This window comes from Paraburkholderia domus, assembly GCF_905220705.1.
Taxonomy (GTDB): domain Bacteria; phylum Pseudomonadota; class Gammaproteobacteria; order Burkholderiales; family Burkholderiaceae; genus Paraburkholderia; species Paraburkholderia domus.
Map to the genome: position 1 here is coordinate 438,683 of NZ_CAJNAT010000002.1, position 16,134 is coordinate 454,816.

The 16,134-nt window shown below is 61.8% G+C and carries 15 protein-coding genes and 3 pseudogenes; 12 read left to right on the plus strand and 6 right to left on the minus strand.

Annotated features, from left to right (window positions below; genetic code table 11):
* Positions 1 to 18: 18 nt before the first annotated feature.
* From KHO31_RS07040 to KHO31_RS07070, 7 genes are all read left to right on the plus strand, one after another.
* Positions 19 to 540, plus strand: a complete 522-nt coding sequence (locus tag KHO31_RS07040) for a (2Fe-2S)-binding protein (RefSeq protein WP_201079408.1) — start codon at positions 19 to 21, stop codon at positions 538 to 540.
* A complete protein-coding gene (locus KHO31_RS07045) occupies positions 533 to 2,152 on the plus strand; it encodes an AMP-binding protein (protein ID WP_211622947.1) in 1,620 nt (539 codons plus the stop codon). Before KHO31_RS07040 ends, KHO31_RS07045 begins: the two co-directional genes overlap by 8 nt.
* Positions 2,153 to 2,156: 4 nt before the next feature.
* Positions 2,157 to 2,963 carry an enoyl-CoA hydratase/isomerase family protein gene (locus KHO31_RS07050; RefSeq protein ID WP_201079234.1) on the plus strand — a complete coding sequence of 269 codons (807 nt, stop codon included), beginning with the start codon at positions 2,157 to 2,159 and terminating at the stop codon, positions 2,961 to 2,963.
* A 67-nt stretch (positions 2,964 to 3,030) separates the two neighbouring features.
* Positions 3,031 to 4,764, plus strand: a complete 1,734-nt coding sequence (locus KHO31_RS07055; RefSeq protein WP_201079232.1) for a GMC family oxidoreductase — start codon at positions 3,031 to 3,033, stop codon at positions 4,762 to 4,764.
* 93 nt (positions 4,765 to 4,857) lie between these two features.
* The gene (locus tag KHO31_RS07060; RefSeq protein WP_201079230.1) at positions 4,858 to 6,234 is read left to right on the plus strand and encodes an MFS transporter; all 1,377 of its coding nucleotides are present in this window, start codon (positions 4,858 to 4,860) and stop codon (positions 6,232 to 6,234) included.
* A gap of 55 nt (positions 6,235 to 6,289) precedes the next feature.
* Positions 6,290 to 6,991, plus strand: coding sequence for a sterol desaturase family protein (locus tag KHO31_RS07065; protein WP_201079228.1), 702 nt, complete (start codon positions 6,290 to 6,292; stop codon positions 6,989 to 6,991).
* A gap of 147 nt (positions 6,992 to 7,138) precedes the next feature.
* Entirely contained in the window at positions 7,139 to 8,056 is a 918-nt protein-coding gene (locus KHO31_RS07070; RefSeq protein ID WP_201079226.1) for a sterol desaturase family protein, read from the plus strand.
* 577 nt (positions 8,057 to 8,633) lie between these two features.
* Here KHO31_RS07070 and KHO31_RS07075 read toward each other — a convergent pair.
* The 5 genes and pseudogenes from KHO31_RS07075 to KHO31_RS07090 form a co-directional block, all read right to left on the minus strand.
* Positions 8,634 to 9,392: pseudogene (locus tag KHO31_RS07075) on the minus strand (tyrosine-type recombinase/integrase); the annotation flags it as partial.
* Positions 9,385 to 9,591 (minus strand): annotated as a pseudogene (locus tag KHO31_RS39175) (ISNCY family transposase); the annotation flags it as partial. The pseudogenes KHO31_RS07075 and KHO31_RS39175, both read right to left, overlap by 8 nt.
* Positions 9,533 to 9,766: a helix-turn-helix domain-containing protein gene (locus tag KHO31_RS07080; protein WP_321207546.1), complete on the minus strand. Its 234-nt coding sequence runs from the start codon at positions 9,764 to 9,766 to the stop codon at positions 9,533 to 9,535. The gene KHO31_RS07080 and the pseudogene KHO31_RS39175, both read right to left, overlap by 59 nt.
* 87 nt (positions 9,767 to 9,853) lie before the next feature.
* On the minus strand, positions 9,854 to 10,378 hold the full coding sequence (locus KHO31_RS07085; protein ID WP_211622949.1) for a GNAT family N-acetyltransferase: 525 nt from the start codon (positions 10,376 to 10,378) through the stop codon (positions 9,854 to 9,856).
* A gap of 164 nt (positions 10,379 to 10,542) precedes the next feature.
* Entirely contained in the window at positions 10,543 to 10,968 is a 426-nt protein-coding gene (locus KHO31_RS07090; RefSeq protein ID WP_201083658.1) for a VOC family protein, read from the minus strand.
* Between the two features lie 350 nt (positions 10,969 to 11,318).
* Here KHO31_RS07090 and KHO31_RS39960 point away from each other — a divergent pair.
* Both KHO31_RS39960 and KHO31_RS07100 read left to right on the plus strand, forming a co-directional pair.
* A pseudogene (locus KHO31_RS39960) lies at positions 11,319 to 11,485 on the plus strand (TIGR00366 family protein); the annotation flags it as partial.
* A gap of 22 nt (positions 11,486 to 11,507) precedes the next feature.
* Entirely contained in the window at positions 11,508 to 12,200 is a 693-nt protein-coding gene (locus KHO31_RS07100; RefSeq protein ID WP_201083661.1) for a cytochrome b/b6 domain-containing protein, read from the plus strand.
* Between the two features lie 44 nt (positions 12,201 to 12,244).
* On the opposite strand, the gene KHO31_RS07105 is transcribed toward KHO31_RS07100, so the two are convergent.
* Entirely contained in the window at positions 12,245 to 12,706 is a 462-nt protein-coding gene (locus tag KHO31_RS07105) for a CHRD domain-containing protein (protein WP_201083663.1), read from the minus strand.
* Positions 12,707 to 12,944: 238 nt separating this feature from the next.
* Here KHO31_RS07105 and KHO31_RS07110 point away from each other — a divergent pair, with 238 nt between their 5' ends.
* From KHO31_RS07110 to KHO31_RS07120, 3 genes are all read left to right on the plus strand, one after another.
* Positions 12,945 to 13,850: a LysR family transcriptional regulator gene (locus KHO31_RS07110; protein ID WP_201083666.1), complete on the plus strand. Its 906-nt coding sequence runs from the start codon at positions 12,945 to 12,947 to the stop codon at positions 13,848 to 13,850.
* 113 nt (positions 13,851 to 13,963) lie between these two features.
* Positions 13,964 to 15,154: a CaiB/BaiF CoA transferase family protein gene (locus KHO31_RS07115; protein WP_201083669.1), complete on the plus strand. Its 1,191-nt coding sequence runs from the start codon at positions 13,964 to 13,966 to the stop codon at positions 15,152 to 15,154.
* 13 nt (positions 15,155 to 15,167) lie between these two features.
* Positions 15,168 to 16,133, plus strand: a complete 966-nt coding sequence (locus KHO31_RS07120; RefSeq protein ID WP_211622951.1) for a hydroxymethylglutaryl-CoA lyase — start codon at positions 15,168 to 15,170, stop codon at positions 16,131 to 16,133.
* The last annotated feature ends 1 nt before the right edge of the window (position 16,134 follow it).

Consider the following 16,134-nt stretch of genomic DNA (forward strand, 5'->3'; position numbering starts at 1 on the left):
ACGTCTGAAGACAACATCATGCGGCAGGGCGACCGGCAGTGCATCGCGCTGACGCTCAATGGCCGCGAACGCAGCGGCTACTGCGAGCCACGCGACCTGCTGTCGGATTTCATCCGTCACGAACTGGGCGCGACCGGCACGCATGTCGGTTGCGAACATGGCGTCTGCGGCGCGTGCACGGTACACATCGACGGCGTGGCAGGGCGTTCTTGCCTGATGCTCGCAGTGCAGGCGCAAGGGCGTCGCATCGATACGGTCGAGGGTCTCGCGCCCGATATGGTGCTCGGCGATCTGCAGCAGGCGTTTCAACGCCACCACGCGTTGCAGTGCGGCTTCTGTACGGCCGGCATTCTGATGTCGTGCGCGGACTATCTGAAGCGCGTGCCGGATCCCACCGAAGCGCAGGTGCGCGACATGCTCTCGGGCCATCTGTGCCGCTGTACGGGCTACACGCCGATCGTCGCAGCAGTGCTGGACGTGGCGGCGAGACGTCAGGCAAGCAAGCAGGCCGGTGAGACCGTGGAGGCCGCTCATGCTTGATCTCGGCCGAACCTTTCTGCAAAGCGTAGAGCGCAGCCCGACCGCGCTCGCTCTGGTCGATGGCGACCTGACGCTGACCTATGCGCAGTGGCATCGCATCATTGTGAACGTCGCCGAAGGCCTGCGCGAACTGGGTCTCGCGCACGGGGACCGGCTGCTCGTCGTACTGCAAAACCGCTGGGAAATGGCAACCTTGCACTGGGCCTGCCAGTTCGCGGGCATTGTGATCGTGCCGTTGAACTGGCGCGCCAAGCCTGAGGAACTCGATTACTGCGTGACCGATGCCGGCGTGAAGGCGATCGTCTATGAACCGGTCAGTGCCGAAGCGGTCACGCAGAGCCCGGCTGCGCAAAATCTGCCGCGCATCGGACTCGACGACGCGCAAGGCCGCACCGCCAGATTCGCAGCACTCCTTGTCGAGCGCTCGCATGATGGCGGCACCCAGACCACTCGCGCGAATGCGGACGATTACTCGCTGATTCTTTACACGTCGGGCACCACGGGTAAGGCCAAAGGCGTGCCGCGCCGTCACCGTCATGAGCGTGCTGCCGCGCTCGCCCATGTCGCGCAGAACCTGTACCGGCATGGCGAGCGCACGCTCGGGGTGATGCCGTTGTATCACACGATGGGCGTGCGCTCGCTGCTCTCGATGGCAATGGTTGACGGCGTGTTCGTTTGCGCGCGCCGCTGGAACGCCCGCTTCGCGCTCGATTCCATCGAGCAGTATCAGATCAGCTGTCTTTATCTGGTACCGACGCTTTATCACGATCTGCTGGCCGATCCGGCCTTCGCCGAAATCGACACGACCTCGGTCAAAAAACTCGGCTTTGCCGGCGCACCGATGAACGACGGTTTGCTCAAGCGGCTCTCGGCTGCTTTCAAACCCGAACTGTTCGTCAATCACTACGGCTCGTCGGAGGTCTACACCTTCAGCATCGATCAGGACGCGACGCAAAAGCCGGGCAGCGCGGGGCGTGCCGGCATCAATACGCGCCTGCGTGTCGTGAAGCTCGATGCGCAAACGCCGGAGGATCTGGCGCAGGTTGGCGAAGAAGGCCAGATCATCGCCGACCTGCTCGGCGACGAAGCGTTCGAAGGCTACTGGAACCGCCCTGACGCCAACGCCAGGTCATTGCGCGACGGCTGGTATTTCACCGGCGACACCGGCTTCTTCGACGTTGAAGGCGACCTGTACGTGTCCGGACGCGTAGACGACATGATCATCAGCGGCGGCGAGAACATCTCGCCGGTCGATATCGAATCGGTGCTGTCTCTGCATCCCGCCGTCGACGACGTGGCGGTGGCCGGCGTGAAAGACGAGCGGTGGGGCCAACGGGTCGTCGCCTTCGTCAAACGCCGCGAATACGTCGATGCTGAAACGCTCGATGCGTATTGCCGCACGTCCAATCTCGTCAACTTCAAGCGGCCGCGCGAATACGTCTTCGTCGACGACATTCCGAAATCGCCGGTTGGCAAGATCTTGCGCCGCAAGCTGTCCGCGGGCGAGTACGAACGCGACGAACGTGGTCAGCCTAATGACGGTAACGACGGCAACCACAGCCGCGCTAGCGGCGCATTCATTGCCACACACACGGAAACTACCAAGGAGTAACCCCATGACCGACTTGACCCACCGCGGCCAGACCCTGCTGCAAGAACTCGACGGTTTTTCGATCGAGATCGACGCCGAACGCGAGCGGGCCGACATTATTCTGCATCGGCCGCCGTTTAACGTGATTTCGATGCATGCACGCGACCAGTTGCGCGCGGCCTTCGAAGCACTCGACGAAGACGAGCGCGTGCGCGTGATCGTCGTGCGCGCCACGGGTGAACATTTCTCGAGCGGCGGCGACATCAAGGGTTTTCTCGAGGCGTCGCCGGAACACGTGTCCAAGCTCGCCTGGAATATCGCGGCACCCGCGCGCTGCTCCAAGCCGGTGATCGCAGCCAATCGCGGTTTCTGCTTCGGCGTGGGTTTCGAACTGTCGCTCGCGTGCGATTTCCGCATCGCCACCGACACTACCTTCTACGCACTCCCGGAACAAAAGCTCGGTCAGATCCCGGGCTCGGGCGGCTCGGCGCGTTTGCAGCAGATGGTCGGCGTCGGTCGAACCAAGGACATCGTCATGCGCTCGCGCCGCATTCCCGGCAAGCAGGCCTACGACTGGGGCATCGCGGTGGAGTGCGTGGCCGATGCGCAGCTCGAAGCCACGACCGATGCGTTGGTGGATGAACTGCGGGCCTTCTCGCCGCTCGCGCAACGCACCGCCAAGAAGCTGCTGAACGATAGCGAAGATGCGCCGCTTTCGATCGCGATCGAACTCGAAGGGCACTGCTATAGCCGTCTGCGCACGTCCGACGATTTCCGTGAGGGGGTCGAAGCGTTTCATGGCAAACGCAAGCCGGTGTTTCGCGGCAGTTGAACCGAACGCAGCACAACATAGCGGCAACACCCCGTAGCGAATAAAAAAACCGCAGGAGACAAAGCATATGGAGCGTTTCGATTACGTGATTGTGGGCGGTGGATCCGCCGGATGCGTGCTTGCGCACCGGTTGTCGGCGGTACCGTCGTTGCGCGTCGCGTTGATCGAGGCGGGCAGGGATACGCCGCCGGGCGCTGTGCCCGCGGCGATTCTCGACAGCTATCCCATGCCGGTTTTCTGTGGCGACACGTACATCTGGCCGGAGCTCAAAGCGAGCGCGACCCGAACGGCCGCACCGCGTGTCTATGAACAAGGGCGCGTGATGGGCGGCGGATCGAGTATCAACGTGCAATCGGCCAATCGGGGCCTGCCGCGCGACTACGACGACTGGGCCGCCAATGGCGCAACTGGCTGGGCGTGGCAGGACGTGCTGCCGTATTTCCGCAAGCTCGAACGCGACGTGAATTTCCCGGAAGGCGAATTGCACGGCGGCGATGGGCCGGTGCCTATTCGCCGAATTCTTCAGGCCGACTGGCCGCCGTTCTGCCATGCGTTTGCCGACGGGATGCGTAAGAACGGCTTCGCCAGCTTGCAGGACCAGAACGGCGAATTCGGTGACGGCTACTTTCCCGGCGCGTTCTCGAATCTCGACGACAAGCGCGTCTCGACCGCCGTCGCCTATCTGGATGAGCAGACGCGCAGGCGCCGCAATCTGCACATCTATCCGGACTTGCGCGTCGAGCGCATTGTGATGGAGGGCATGGTCGCGCGCGGTGTGGTGGCTGTCGCGCGCAACGGTGCCCACGTGCGCTTCGAGGCGAATGAAGTTGTGCTGTGTGCAGGCGCGCTGCAATCGCCGGCGCTGCTGATGCGAGCGGGCGTCGGCGCGAGGGATGATCTGAGCGCGCTCGGCATCGATTGCATGATCGATCTGCCGGGCGTGGGGCGCAATCTTCAGGATCATCCGTCGCTGACCTTCTGCCATTTTCTGGAGCGACGTTATCGCATGCCTTTGTCGCGGCGCCGCGCGAGCATGACGGCCGCGCGTTTTACCTCGGGCGTGGCGGGGTGCGATGCATCCGATCTGTATCTGTCGAGTGCGACGCGCGCCGCATGGCATGCACTCGGCAACCGGCTCGGGCTGTTCTTTCTCTGGTGCAACCGCCCGCATTCACGCGGCCGTGTGCAACTCGTTTCACCCGACGCAGCGGTGCCGCCGCGCGTCGATCTGAATCTGCTCGACGATCCACGCGATGTCGCGCGCCTCGCTTTCGGCGTGCGAATGCTGGCGAAAATCGTCGAGGCCTCGGGGCTCAGTCACGATCCACGCGACTTTTTCCCCGCAGCGTTTTCACCACGAGTCAAGGCGCTTAGCCGCGTCGGAACCCGCAACGCCGCGCTGACCTCGATGCTTGGGGTGCTGCTCGACACACCTGCGCCAATCCGGCGGGCGTTGATCGAACGGTTTTTTACGGGAGGCCAGAAAATGTCTGCACTGCTTGCCGATGAGCACGCACTCGAGTCGTCCATTCGCGCCAATGTGTTCGGCGTATGGCACGCGAGCGGCACCTGCAAGATGGGCGATGTGAACGACGTCATGGCTGTGACGGACAACGCGGGCCGCGTGCGTGGCGCGCAGGGCTTGCGGGTCGTCGATGCGTCACTGATGCCGCGGCTGCCTTCCGCGAACACGAATATCCCGACCATCATGATGGCCGAAAAGATCGCCGACGCGATGGTCGCGCGAAGGTACCCGGGCGCAGCGTCGAGCACGACGTCGTCCACGGTGGTCGGACGATAAAATTTCTTAACACCACTAAGAGCACGCAATCCAGAACGTGCCTTAAAACGGGGGCGATCGAAAGACGGCCCGCTGAAAATCAAGGAGATGACGATGTCGGTTGCAACACAGAATGGCGCCGCTTTGCCCGCGGTAGACCAGCGGCAGGTGATGGGTGCAGTCGTGGCCTCGTGCCTCGGTTGGGCATTGGATCTGTTCGATCTATTCGTCTTGCTGTTCGTCGCACCCGTGGTTGGACGACTGTTCTTTCCGTCCGAACACGCCATGCTCTCGCTCGCCGCGGTCTATGCATCGTTTGCCGTGACTCTACTGATGCGGCCGCTCGGCTCGGCATGGTTCGGCTCCTACGCGGACCGGCACGGACGCAAGGGCGCGATGATCACTGCGGTGGTCGGCGTGGGTCTCTCGACAGCAGCCTTCGGCTTGCTGCCGACGGTCGCGCAAGTCGGCCTCGTCGCGCCGATCCTGTTCCTGATGCTGCGTTTGATACAGGGCGTATTTGTCGGCGGTGTGGTGGCGTCGACCCACACCATCGGCACCGAATCGGTCGCGCCGAAATATCGCGGTGCCGTGTCGGGGCTGATCGGCGGTGGTGGTGCGGGACTCGGCGCATTGCTCGCCTCGCTCACCTATCTGGCGATGTCGGCGATCTTCCCGGGCGACCTGTTCGACGTGTGGGGCTGGCGCTGCATGTTTTTCACCGGCATTGTGAGTTCGATTCTCGGCTTGTTCGTCTTCAGTAGTCTGGAAGAGTCGCCGCTGTGGAAGAAGCTGGCCGCCGAGAAGGCCGCCAAGGCCGCAATGCAGAACACGGCCGCACCGGTCGAGGTCGTACGCTCGCCGATTCGCACGCTGTTTTCACGCGACTATCGCTCGATTCTGTTCGTCAATCTGCTGCTGACGATCGGCGGCGGTAGCGGCTATTACCTCACGTCCGGCTACCTGCCGACCTTCCTCAAGGTGGTGAGTCACGCACCGAACGGCGCTGCGGCCGCGATTCTGATGATCTGCAGCGTCGCGGTGGTGATCGCGTCGATCGCGGCGGGCCATCTGAGCACCTTCATCGGACGCAAGAGCGCGTTCGTCTGGATCGGCCTGATTCGCCTGTTCGCGCTGCCTGCGTTGTTCCTGCTACTGCCCACAGCGCAAAGCATCACGATGGTCGGCGTCTACGCGGTGATTCTGAGCGCGCTCGGCAGCGCCGGCTACGCGCCGATTCTGATCTTCCTGAACGAACGCTTTCCGACCGCGATCCGCGCCACTGGCACGGGGCTGTCATGGAACATCGGTTTCGCGATCGGCGGGATGATGCCGACCGCCGTCTCGCTGGTGGCAAAAGACGCCAGCCAGTTGCCGATGACGCTCGCGATCTTCGCCGGGGCGATCAGCGTCATTTTCCTGGTGGGGGCGTTCATTGTGCCGGAGACCCGCGGCAAGCTCGATAACGGCACCGCCCGCGAGTCCGCCTAGTGCATTCCAGCGGGCGCAAAAGCGCGCCCGCGTCGCTCAAATACAGGAGACATCAATGAAATACGACGAGGACGTTCGCGCGCGCTCATACCAGTTTCGTGACGATTATGTTGCGGCCACGCCACCCTGGTATCGCGGTGAAATGCACCTTGGCTTCACGCTGCTCTTCACGGGCGGAGTGATCGTGTATTGTTTGACGCGGCTTCAAGCGCCCACGCTCGCCGAATGGCTGGCGGTCGTTCCGCTCTTTCTGTTCGGCAACTGGGCGGAGTGGGCCGCGCATCGCTACGTGCTGCATCGGCCGACAAAGTACTTCAGCATGATCTATAAGCGCCACTGCGCGGTCCATCACAGGTTCTTCACGCACGTCACGCTCGAATACAAGGGCCAGCGGCACTGGCGCGCCTTGTTGTTTCCGCCGTTTGCGCCGGTCGCGTTTGTGCTGGCGGCAGTGCCGTTCGCGCTCGTCATTGGGTATCTGTTTTCGCGCAATGCGGGATATATCGCGCTGCTCACAATGGCAGCTTACTACCTGATGTACGAGGGGCTGCATACACTGTCGCACGTCACCGACAGCCCGTTGCTCGACCGCGTTCCGTTCGTCAATACCGTGCGGCGCTTGCACGTCACGCATCACGATCCCGAGCTGATGGCGACGCAAAACTTCAACCTGACGTTTCCCATCTGCGACACGCTGTTCGGCACGCGCAGGGATGCGCCGCGCACTGCACGCGAACCGCTGGCACGTCGTCCATAAGGAGCTCCATCCACATGACATGCGGTGAAATAACTTTTGCATAGCCTGTTGCGGGAGCCATAGCTAAAGTGCGCGTATCGGATGCGATGCGCTGTTCCACGACTTCACCGCAGACGATACCCCGGTCACTACCGTTATGGCATCGTCATGGAAGAACTTGGAAAATTCACGCTATATGTCACGGCTTTCGTCATCGCCGTATCGATGGTCGAAGCCGTCTGGTTGACTCGGAAAAACCGCAATGCGGCCACGCCATTTGCGTGGCACGAAGTGTGGCTTTCGCTCGCCGACGTCGTCGCGCGCAAGCTGCTCGCGCTGCTGCCGCTATCGCTCGCGACACCTGTGTTTGCTCTCGCCTGGGAGCATCGTATCTTCACGGTGGAACTCAATAGCGCGCTGATGGTGCTGGCGCTCTTCATCGGTCAGGAATTCTGCTACTACTGGTATCACCGCGCGTCGCATCGCATTCGCTTCTTCTGGGCCACGCATGCCGTGCACCACTCGCCGAACCAGTTGACCCTCTCTACCGCGTACCGGCTCGGCGTGACGGGCAAGCTGTCGGGCTCGGCGATCTTCTTCGCGCCGCTCGTGTGGCTCGGTGTGCGTCCTGAAGTCGTTCTGCTGACGCTCTTCATCAACCTCATGTATCAGTTCTGGCTGCATGCCACGTGGATTCCGAAGCTCGGTTGGCTCGAGTATGTGTTCAATACGCCGTCCTCGCACCGGGTGCACCATGCGTCGAATGTCGAATATCTGGATGCAAACTACGGCGGCGTGCTGATTATCTTCGACCGGCTGTTCGGCACCTACGTCGAGGAACGCGCCGACGAACCTTGCCGCTACGGGCTTGTCACGCCGAGCACCTCACGCAATCCGTTCGTCGTCGAGTTCGAGCACTGGGCGACGCTAATACGGGACGTGGTGATGGCGAAGACCGTGCGGGCCGCGATAAATCACGTGATCCGGCCGCCGGGCTGGATGCCGGAAGGTGGCGGCGAAACCACCGAAGAACTGCGTCGCAAGAGCGAGGCCGCGCGTCGCGAGTGCAAAGTGGCCAACAGCTGATGAACTGGTGATTTGTGCACGGCGAACTGACCAAACCCCAATCGTCGACGACGACATACCGTTGATGGCGCGCACGCCGGGCACGCGCGCGCCCACTGGTCCATCGCGCCCCGCCGCCGCGTGTGATGGTGTCGTTTTCCAGGCAAGCATGAAACTCGGGGGCATCCACCTTGATGGCGTCGACGAAGTTTCGGCGGAAATGCTCCAACTCTCGTGCGGAGCGACCGAGTGAATGGCAGCTATTGAGAAGGGCAAGTATGTACATTGAGTCGATTCCCGACCTCGAGGCCGGAAGAGACGGCCGCCAGCCACCCGATTTCCGAGCAGTAGATGTGGCGAGATGGTCTGGCCGAGAGAACACCCGTTAGCGCGGCAAAGCTCGCCAAGGCGTTGCGGAGCAGGGCGCTCCAGCGGTGTTGGCGCGATTTTGCAGAGTGCAGGGCACGGCCAATAGGATTTCGGAGGTCCGCTGGTCTTGAGGTTTGTTCGACGCCTGCCCCTGTCCGTGGGCTCAGCGGCGCGCGACGGCGCGTGCGGGCAGGCGCCGAACAAACCTCAAGAACTTCAGCCGTCTGGATTACCAGTCAATGCGGTGCTTTTCATCGGTTTCACGATGACGACGATCGTCGTCATCGTGAAGATACTGACTAGTGGTCGTGAGCGACGCGTGCCCGAGATTGTCACGCACAAGCCGCAAGTCGACCTGCTGGTCCGCCATATGCGAACCTTCGCTGTGCCGCATCCAATGCGCTGACGCCTGCTGGAGTTGATCGGCTCGTGGCGCATGCGTTTCACCGCGGTCGCGCAGCGCGTCGGCAGCGCCACTGAAAACCTGCTTGACGATGCGGTGCAGCGCGGCGCGCGTCAACGGCTTGAGCGACTGCCCGATCGGTAGTACCAGCGGTGTGTCTTCGTCCTGGGACGGAAGTGCCGGTAGTCCGCGTTCGCGACGGTATGCCGAGAGCTCCGCCATCATTTCCGACGTGGCTGGCACCAGCCGTTCCTTGCCACCTTTGCCCAACACTTCCAGCCACCAGCGATCCTCGCCGTTTGCGTCCCGGCGGCGGAAGAATCGGCCCATGGTGTTTTCACCCACTTCCGTAATCCGCAGGCCGCCCAGATAGAGCAGGGTGAACAGCCAGCGCACGCGCGCGTAATGTTCGCGCTCGCGGTCCGTCTCTTTCGGCATCGCGTGAATCCAGGTTTTGACTTCGAGCCAGAGCTCAGGCGACAGATAACGGGTGATACGTGGCTTGGCCCGCCGCGCGCGCTGGCGCGACAGCGAGAGCGGATTGCCGGCCAGATAGCCGGCCTGTACCAGCCACGCGAACATCGCGCAGTTCGCGCCAGGTCAGCAGCGCGTCCAGATCCTCATCGTCACGCAAGGGCCGGTGCGCGTCGAACGTGCTCTTCGGTGGTTTCGCAAAGTGCGCGTTATACGATGCGATGAAGGCGGGCGCATACGCGTTCGCGGCGTCAATGGTACTGATGCCGCGCAGCTGCAGCTCCTTCACCAGCCGGTCCTGCAGCGTCATAGCGCCGCACCAGCCGGCTGACCTGACGCTCACACAGCTGCAGCCGTTCAGCCGCCAGCACGATCGTCAGCCGCCGCTGGAGGACCGCTTCGATGATCTTCACACGCTCGAGCTCGTGCATGCTGATCGTGATGAATCCACGTCCGTTCATGTCCGGCTCCCGGGCTGTGCTCATGCCGCAGCATGCGCTACAGCACCCGGGCTCCGGAGCCGGGAACCGGACATTTCTAATGAGCCAGAACCCGACATTTCTATAAAGCTACTACACACAGCAGAATTGTTGATAATTTATATTATGTAAAATAATGTATAACAGGCGCAGCTCTCGTACAAAAAGACCGCCCGTGAGGGCAAATGAGTATCCCATCATGGCATTGACGGGCCCCGAGTCGTCCACCCCTTCGGTCCCACCGACCGATGAGTAAAGTGCTCTGGCGGCTACGTTATTTCGATGGGTCAGGACCCAGGCGACCGTACAGTTCCGGGTCCGGGCCAGCTCAAAGAGGGCCCCCAACACGGCCTTGCCCAATCCGCGATGTCGATGTGTCGGCGCAAGCGCAACCTCGTTGATCCACAACTCTGCCGGTTTGTCGGGGTGGATATAGTGAACTCCCGAGGCAAAGCCGACGACCACGCCATCGTCGATCGCAACAGCAATGTGATGACGAGGGTCCTCAAGAAATTCTCTGGTCAGTTCTGGATCTACCGGATTGTCGAATACCTCGGCTGCAACGTTTGTGAGAATGTCCTCGTCACCGCGCTGTAGAACCTTGATTTCGATGTCCATAACGCCGCCTCCTCCGCTCACGCAGGAACACCATCAAGACAACACCAGCCGATGCACACTTAATGGTATTGACCTGTAACCCCGGGATTTTGCCGATACACCAGCCTGGCAAGTTCGCATTACTGTCCCCGGTTTCCCGCATCGGCCGAAACAGCTCGCCGCACTTATGAGCGCCGCATCCACGGAGTGATTGTTAGTCCGACCAGCAATCCTTCCGGCGAAAGAAATCGTGAGACTGTCTGACCCCATGGCTCCTTCTTGTTCTTGACGAGCATTCGATAGCCTCGCGATTCCAGCTCCGCAGTTGCCTCTTCAACGTTCTCGACATCAAATTCGAGCCATGCCTGGGGAGCGGGCGTGTTGTCTGGCCAGGAATCTTTGCCAAAGCAGGACTGTGCCGCCTGATCGAGCGGCCACAAGGCAAAACTCCCAACGCCCTTCAGGGCCTCGGTATGCAGATAACCGCCCTGCTCCTCCGTGAATGAGATATTGAGGGTCTCGCCGTACAAGTTTCGACCCATGCTTCTATCGCGAACGATTGGTCCAAACCCGGCAACGAACAGGATCTTGATACGCTCGAACTCTTGCATGTGAGCTCCTCTTGCGGCAGCGGACAGCCCCGCGAATATAGTCAGCGGAGCGACTATTTGCCTTCGATCCATGCGCGCCGAACGTAGACATTATGCTGACATGTGTCTTGATTGAATTGGACATCTCGCGCATCTTTCAAACACTACACCTTAGCCACTCCATGTGCTTGCGCTGCAATTCGAACTCGCCGGGTCCTGCGTCATATTTAAGATGCACGTCGTGCTACTTGCTCGCGTCGGACTGAGCGTAGTGCAATTTCAAGTTAAACTCGAAACGCTGAATCCACTTGCCAGCACAGCCTCATCGACTTGCCGTGTAGCCGCAAAATCGGCGCTTTGTGAACCACGCGAATTTCGCCGTGCCAAGAGGTGGACGGGCACTGGGCCGTACAGGGACCTGGCCATGCACGCGCTGCATGCAGACCTCGGCAAAGCGGCGATGGCAATCGCTTTCGGCGAGGTTTGGACCAATATGGCGCAACCATTCTGGGCGCTGCTGGCGCTCGCGATTGCGGGGCACGCGGACGGAGGCACGACACATGGATGCTAACGAACCTGTCACGCGGCCGGCACAGCCCGTCCGCCGCCCGGTGCTGGTCTGGGACGCGCCGGTGCGACTGTTTCACTGGCTGGTGGTGGTGCTGGTCACGGCGGCCTATGTCACCTTGAAGCTGAACTGGATCGACTGGCACGTCCGGATCGGTGAGGCGCTGCTCGCGTTGGTTATTTCCCGGTTGTTGTGGGGATGCTTTGGCAGTGAGACCGCGCGCTTTCGCAGTTTCGTGGCGTCGCCCGCGGCGGCACTTCGCCATTTGCGTCACCTGTTTCGCCGCGACCCGGATGTACAGGTGGGCCACAATGCGGCTGGCGGCTGGATGGTCCTGCTGCTGCTCGCGTTGCTGCTGGTCGAGACGCTGAGCGGACTCTACGTCAACAACGACATCGCCGACGAAGGGCCGTTGAGCGAATGGGTGCCCGTGTGGCTCGCCAATGCTATTTCGACACTGCACGGGCTTGCTTGGGACATGCTGCTCGCCGCGGTGACGCTGCACGTGCTCGTGATCGCTCTCTATGCCGTAGCAAAAGGACACAACCTGCTGCGGCCGATGCTAACCGGCTACAAGCTCTTGCCTTCGTCCATTGACGCGCCGCGGCAGACGCCAGCGCTGCTGGCGCTGCTGCCTCTCGGCGTCGGCGCTGCCGTGGTGATGCTGCTCGCGGCTTATCTCTGAGTTTGTCGCGAAGCTGATCTCAGGGCGCCGTTGCAATGCTTGCGTCAGTTGCTCTTCGGCGGCACCACCTGGCCGCGGATTTCGCCGTTCGGATTGTTCTTGGTGTGAACGTTGATGTACATGTCGCCGGCTTCGAACATCTTGGCGTCGTCTGGCGATAGCGTGGCCTGGCCCTTTGTCGGGCTCGCCATCTCCATGTTGCCCTTCTGGGAGAGCCAGACCTTCACGTTGGCGTTTTTGCCGGCCGCAGCGGGCCCGTGGAAATGCGCCATCGTGGCCTGACTCGACAATCCGCTAAAGGTGATGTTCCAGGTTACGACCCGCGTGCTGGAGTCGTATGTAAGGTTGGCGCTGCCGTCGCCGGGCGTCTGCACGGGCGGAACCTGTTGGGCACCCGTCAACGGCACGTCAAATGAGACCGGCGCCGCTTGCGCCAAGGTCAGCGTCCCCGCCAAGGCCAAACCACCGAACACCATGAAAGCGCGCTGTGAGATGGATCGTGACATTTGGTTTTCTCCTTTTGGGTTTGCCCTCGCTGGGCGGTACTCATTATCGAAGAGTATGGAAGACCTCGTCGGCGCCGCTGGCAGCCAAAGCGGTGAGACAAGGATAGGCGCAACCCGCCGCTAACTCCAGGTGGGGTCCCGAAAGCCGGCTACCGCTGCTGTTGCCGCTTGCCTGGATCCTTTTTGTTTGCGGGGATAATCTGACACAAATTCGCAATTACCCCGATCGAAAACACCCATGCCCCACTCCTCACATTACGACCTGCAATCACTGCGCGTATTCATCGTCGTGGCAGAACTCGGTAGCCTGACAAAAGCGGCCGAGCGCGTTTGCATGACGTTGTCAGCGGTCAGCAAGCGCATGACGGACCTGGAACGCAGCATCGATTGCACGCTGATGCTGCGGCAGCCGCGCGGCATCGAGCTGACTACCGCCGGCAAGGGGCTGCTCGCGCACGCCCGGCAAGTCGTCGATCGCGTGAACCGCATGGCCAACGAGATGAGCGACTACGCCGCCGGCGTGCGCGGACACGTGCGGGTCTGGGCCAACACGTCATCGGTCATCCAGTTCCTGCCGCACGACGTGCAGGCTTTTCTCTCCGATAACCCCGGCGTGAAAATATCGCTGGAGGAACGATTGAGCGACGAGATCGTCGCGGCGATCCGCAGCGGCGACGCCGACATCGGCATCTTTGCCGACAACGTGCTGTCGCAAGGTATTCACAAGGCCTTGTATCGCGAGGACAAGCTCGTGCTGCTCGTGCCGGCTACCCATCCCCTTGCATCCCTCGAAGAAGTCGCCTTCGCGGAAACGCTCGACTTCGAGTACGTTGGCCTGAACGAAGGCAGTTCCCTTCTCTCGCGGCTGCTCGATGCCGCGTTCAGCGCGGACCGGGTGCTCAAACTGCGCATCCAGGTGCATAGCTTCGATGGCATCTGCCGGATGATCGAGCACGGACTCGGCATCGGCGTATTACCCGAAGGCGCCGTACGCGCGGAAATTCTTGCAGCGGGCCTGCGCGCCGTGACACTGACCGACGCGTGGGCGCATCGCGTGTTGTGGATCGGCACACTGTCGCGCGAAACGCTGTCGCCTGAAGCGCTGAACCTGTTCGACTTCATGTCAGGCCATACAGACGGTTAAGCTTGCCGACCCTTTCCAGAATGGAAAGGGTCGTTGAGAATCCATTGATTATCAGCACACGCGAGTTGTCGCAAAGTGAGCGTCAAGAGAACGACGTTTGCAAGGAGACAACCATGACGAAGCCACTGGAAGGCGTTCGCGTGCTCGAAATGGGCCAGCTGATCGCCGGTCCCTTCGCTGGAAAAATGCTCGCCGAGTTCGGCGCGCATGTCATCAAGATCGAACCACCCGGCACGGGCGATCCGCTGCGCAAATGGCGCCTGCTGCATGAGGGCACCTCCGTCTGGTGGGCGGCGCAATCGCGTAACAAGGAATCCGTCACGCTCGATCTCCGCTCGCCCGAAGGTCAGGACGTGGTTCGCCAACTGGCCGCGCAAAGCGACGTGCTGATCGAAAACTTTCGTCCCGGCACGCTCGAAAAATGGGGCCTCGGCTGGGATGAACTGCACGCCATCAATCCGGGCCTCGTGATGTTGCGCGTGTCCGGCTATGGGCAGACCGGTCCTTACCGCGACCGTCCTGGCTTCGGCGTCATCGGCGAAGCGATGGGTGGCTTGCGGCATCTGAGCGGCGAGACCGGCCGCACGCCTGTACGTGTGGGCATCTCGATCGGCGATTCCCTCTCCGCCTTGCACGGCGTGATCGGCATCCTGCTCGCGCTGCGCCATCGGGACCAAAACGGCGGTGCGGGCCAGATGATCGACGTCGCGCTCTACGAGTCGGTTTTCAACATGATGGAAAGCCTGCTGCCCGAGTACTCGGCGTTCGGCGCCGTGCGTCAGCCGGCGGGCAGCAGCCTGCCTGGAATCGCGCCGTCGAACGCGTATCGCTGCAGCGACGGCAAATATGCGCTGATTGCAGGCAATGGCGACAGCATCTTCCGGCGTCTGATGGAACTGATCGGCCGTCAGGACCTGGCCGACGATCCTGCACTCGCTCAAAACGACGGCCGCGTAAAGAACGTCGAGCGGCTGGATGCCGCGATCGCCGACTGGACCAGCCGTCACACACTCAACGACGTGCTCGCCTCGCTCAATGACGCGCGCATTCCCGCCGGAAAAATCTACGACGTCGCCGACATTGCGAGCGACCCGCATTATCGCGCGCGCGACATGATTCTCGACGCCCTCCTCCCCGATGGCACGCCGGTGCAATTGCCCGGCATCGTCCCGAAACTGAGTGCGACGCCGGGCGCAGTGAATACCTCCGCGCCCACGCTCGGCCAGCACACCGACGAGGTGCTGGACAACCTCGGCATCGACACCGCGACCCGCAATGCCTGGCGCGCACGCGGCATCATCTGAACAGGAGCCCCTCATGAGCAGCAAGCGTCTGTATATCCAGGAAGTCGCCACCCGCGACGGCTTCCAGAACGAGGCCAGGTTCGTCGACACCGACGCCAAGATCGAACTGATCGATCGTCTGAGCGCGTGCGGTTACGCCAAGATCGAAGTGACCTCGTTCACCTCGCCGAAAGCGATCCCCGCATTGCGCGACGCCGAAGCCGTGATGCAACAGATTGCGCGACGTGAAGGCGTGGTCTACACCGTCCTCGTTCCGAATCTGCGTGGCGCCGAGCGCGCGCTGTCGTGCGGTGTCGATGAAGTCAATCTCGTGATGTCGGTTAGTGAGAGCCACAACAACGCGAACTTGCGCATGAGCCGCGAACAGTCGTTCGCCCAGTTACGCGACGTGATCGGCGAGGTCAGGCAAACGAAAGTGGCGATCAACGTGTCGCTGTCCACGGCGATGGGTTGCCCGATGGAAGGCGATATCGACCAAGCTGAGGTGCTGGGCTGGATGCAGCGCTTCGCGGATCTCGGTGTGCACGGCGTGACGTTGTGTGACACCACCGGCATGGCGTACCCATCGCTGGTTGGCGCACTGTGCGCCGCCGCGCGCGAGCGTTTCGCCGCGCTCGAACTCACACTGCATTTTCATAACACGCGCGGCATGGCGCTCGCCAATACGCTCACGGCACTGGAAGCCGGCATCGACCGCTTCGATGCGTCGCTCGGCGGTCTCGGCGGATGTCCCTATGCACCAGGCGCAACAGGCAACGTGTGCACCGAGGAACTGGTGCACATGCTTGAACTCGACGGCTACGACACCGGCGTGGATCTCGCTGCCGTGCTGTCCGCCTCCGCCCTGCTTCCCGGACTGATTGGCCATGACGTGCCGAGCCAGTTGCTCAAGGCTGGACGGCGCCTGGACCTGCACTCGATGCCTCGCATTGCGGCTGACGGCTTGCCGGAACAGCGCGCATTTTCATCAGGAGCATGAC

Bases quoted from the DNA above. Each gene is read 5' to 3' on its own strand.
- KHO31_RS07040 (WP_201079408.1), top strand. From the start codon at position 19: ATGCGGCAGGGCGACCGGCAGTGCATCGCGCTGACGCTCAATGGCCGC.
- KHO31_RS07045 (WP_211622947.1), top strand. From the start codon at position 533: ATGCTTGATCTCGGCCGAACCTTTCTGCAAAGCGTAGAGCGCAGCCCG.
- KHO31_RS07050 (WP_201079234.1), top strand. From the start codon at position 2,157: ATGACCGACTTGACCCACCGCGGCCAGACCCTGCTGCAAGAACTCGAC.
- KHO31_RS07055 (WP_201079232.1), top strand. From the start codon at position 3,031: ATGGAGCGTTTCGATTACGTGATTGTGGGCGGTGGATCCGCCGGATGC.
- KHO31_RS07060 (WP_201079230.1), top strand. From the start codon at position 4,858: ATGTCGGTTGCAACACAGAATGGCGCCGCTTTGCCCGCGGTAGACCAG.
- KHO31_RS07065 (WP_201079228.1), top strand. From the start codon at position 6,290: ATGAAATACGACGAGGACGTTCGCGCGCGCTCATACCAGTTTCGTGAC.
- KHO31_RS07070 (WP_201079226.1), top strand. From the start codon at position 7,139: ATGGAAGAACTTGGAAAATTCACGCTATATGTCACGGCTTTCGTCATC.
- KHO31_RS07080 (WP_321207546.1), bottom strand. From the start codon at position 9,766: ATGAGCACAGCCCGGGAGCCGGACATGAACGGACGTGGATTCATCACG.
- KHO31_RS07085 (WP_211622949.1), bottom strand. From the start codon at position 10,378: ATGGACATCGAAATCAAGGTTCTACAGCGCGGTGACGAGGACATTCTC.
- KHO31_RS07090 (WP_201083658.1), bottom strand. From the start codon at position 10,968: ATGCAAGAGTTCGAGCGTATCAAGATCCTGTTCGTTGCCGGGTTTGGA.
- KHO31_RS07100 (WP_201083661.1), top strand. From the start codon at position 11,508: ATGGATGCTAACGAACCTGTCACGCGGCCGGCACAGCCCGTCCGCCGC.
- KHO31_RS07105 (WP_201083663.1), bottom strand. From the start codon at position 12,706: ATGTCACGATCCATCTCACAGCGCGCTTTCATGGTGTTCGGTGGTTTG.
- KHO31_RS07110 (WP_201083666.1), top strand. From the start codon at position 12,945: ATGCCCCACTCCTCACATTACGACCTGCAATCACTGCGCGTATTCATC.
- KHO31_RS07115 (WP_201083669.1), top strand. From the start codon at position 13,964: ATGACGAAGCCACTGGAAGGCGTTCGCGTGCTCGAAATGGGCCAGCTG.
- KHO31_RS07120 (WP_211622951.1), top strand. From the start codon at position 15,168: ATGAGCAGCAAGCGTCTGTATATCCAGGAAGTCGCCACCCGCGACGGC.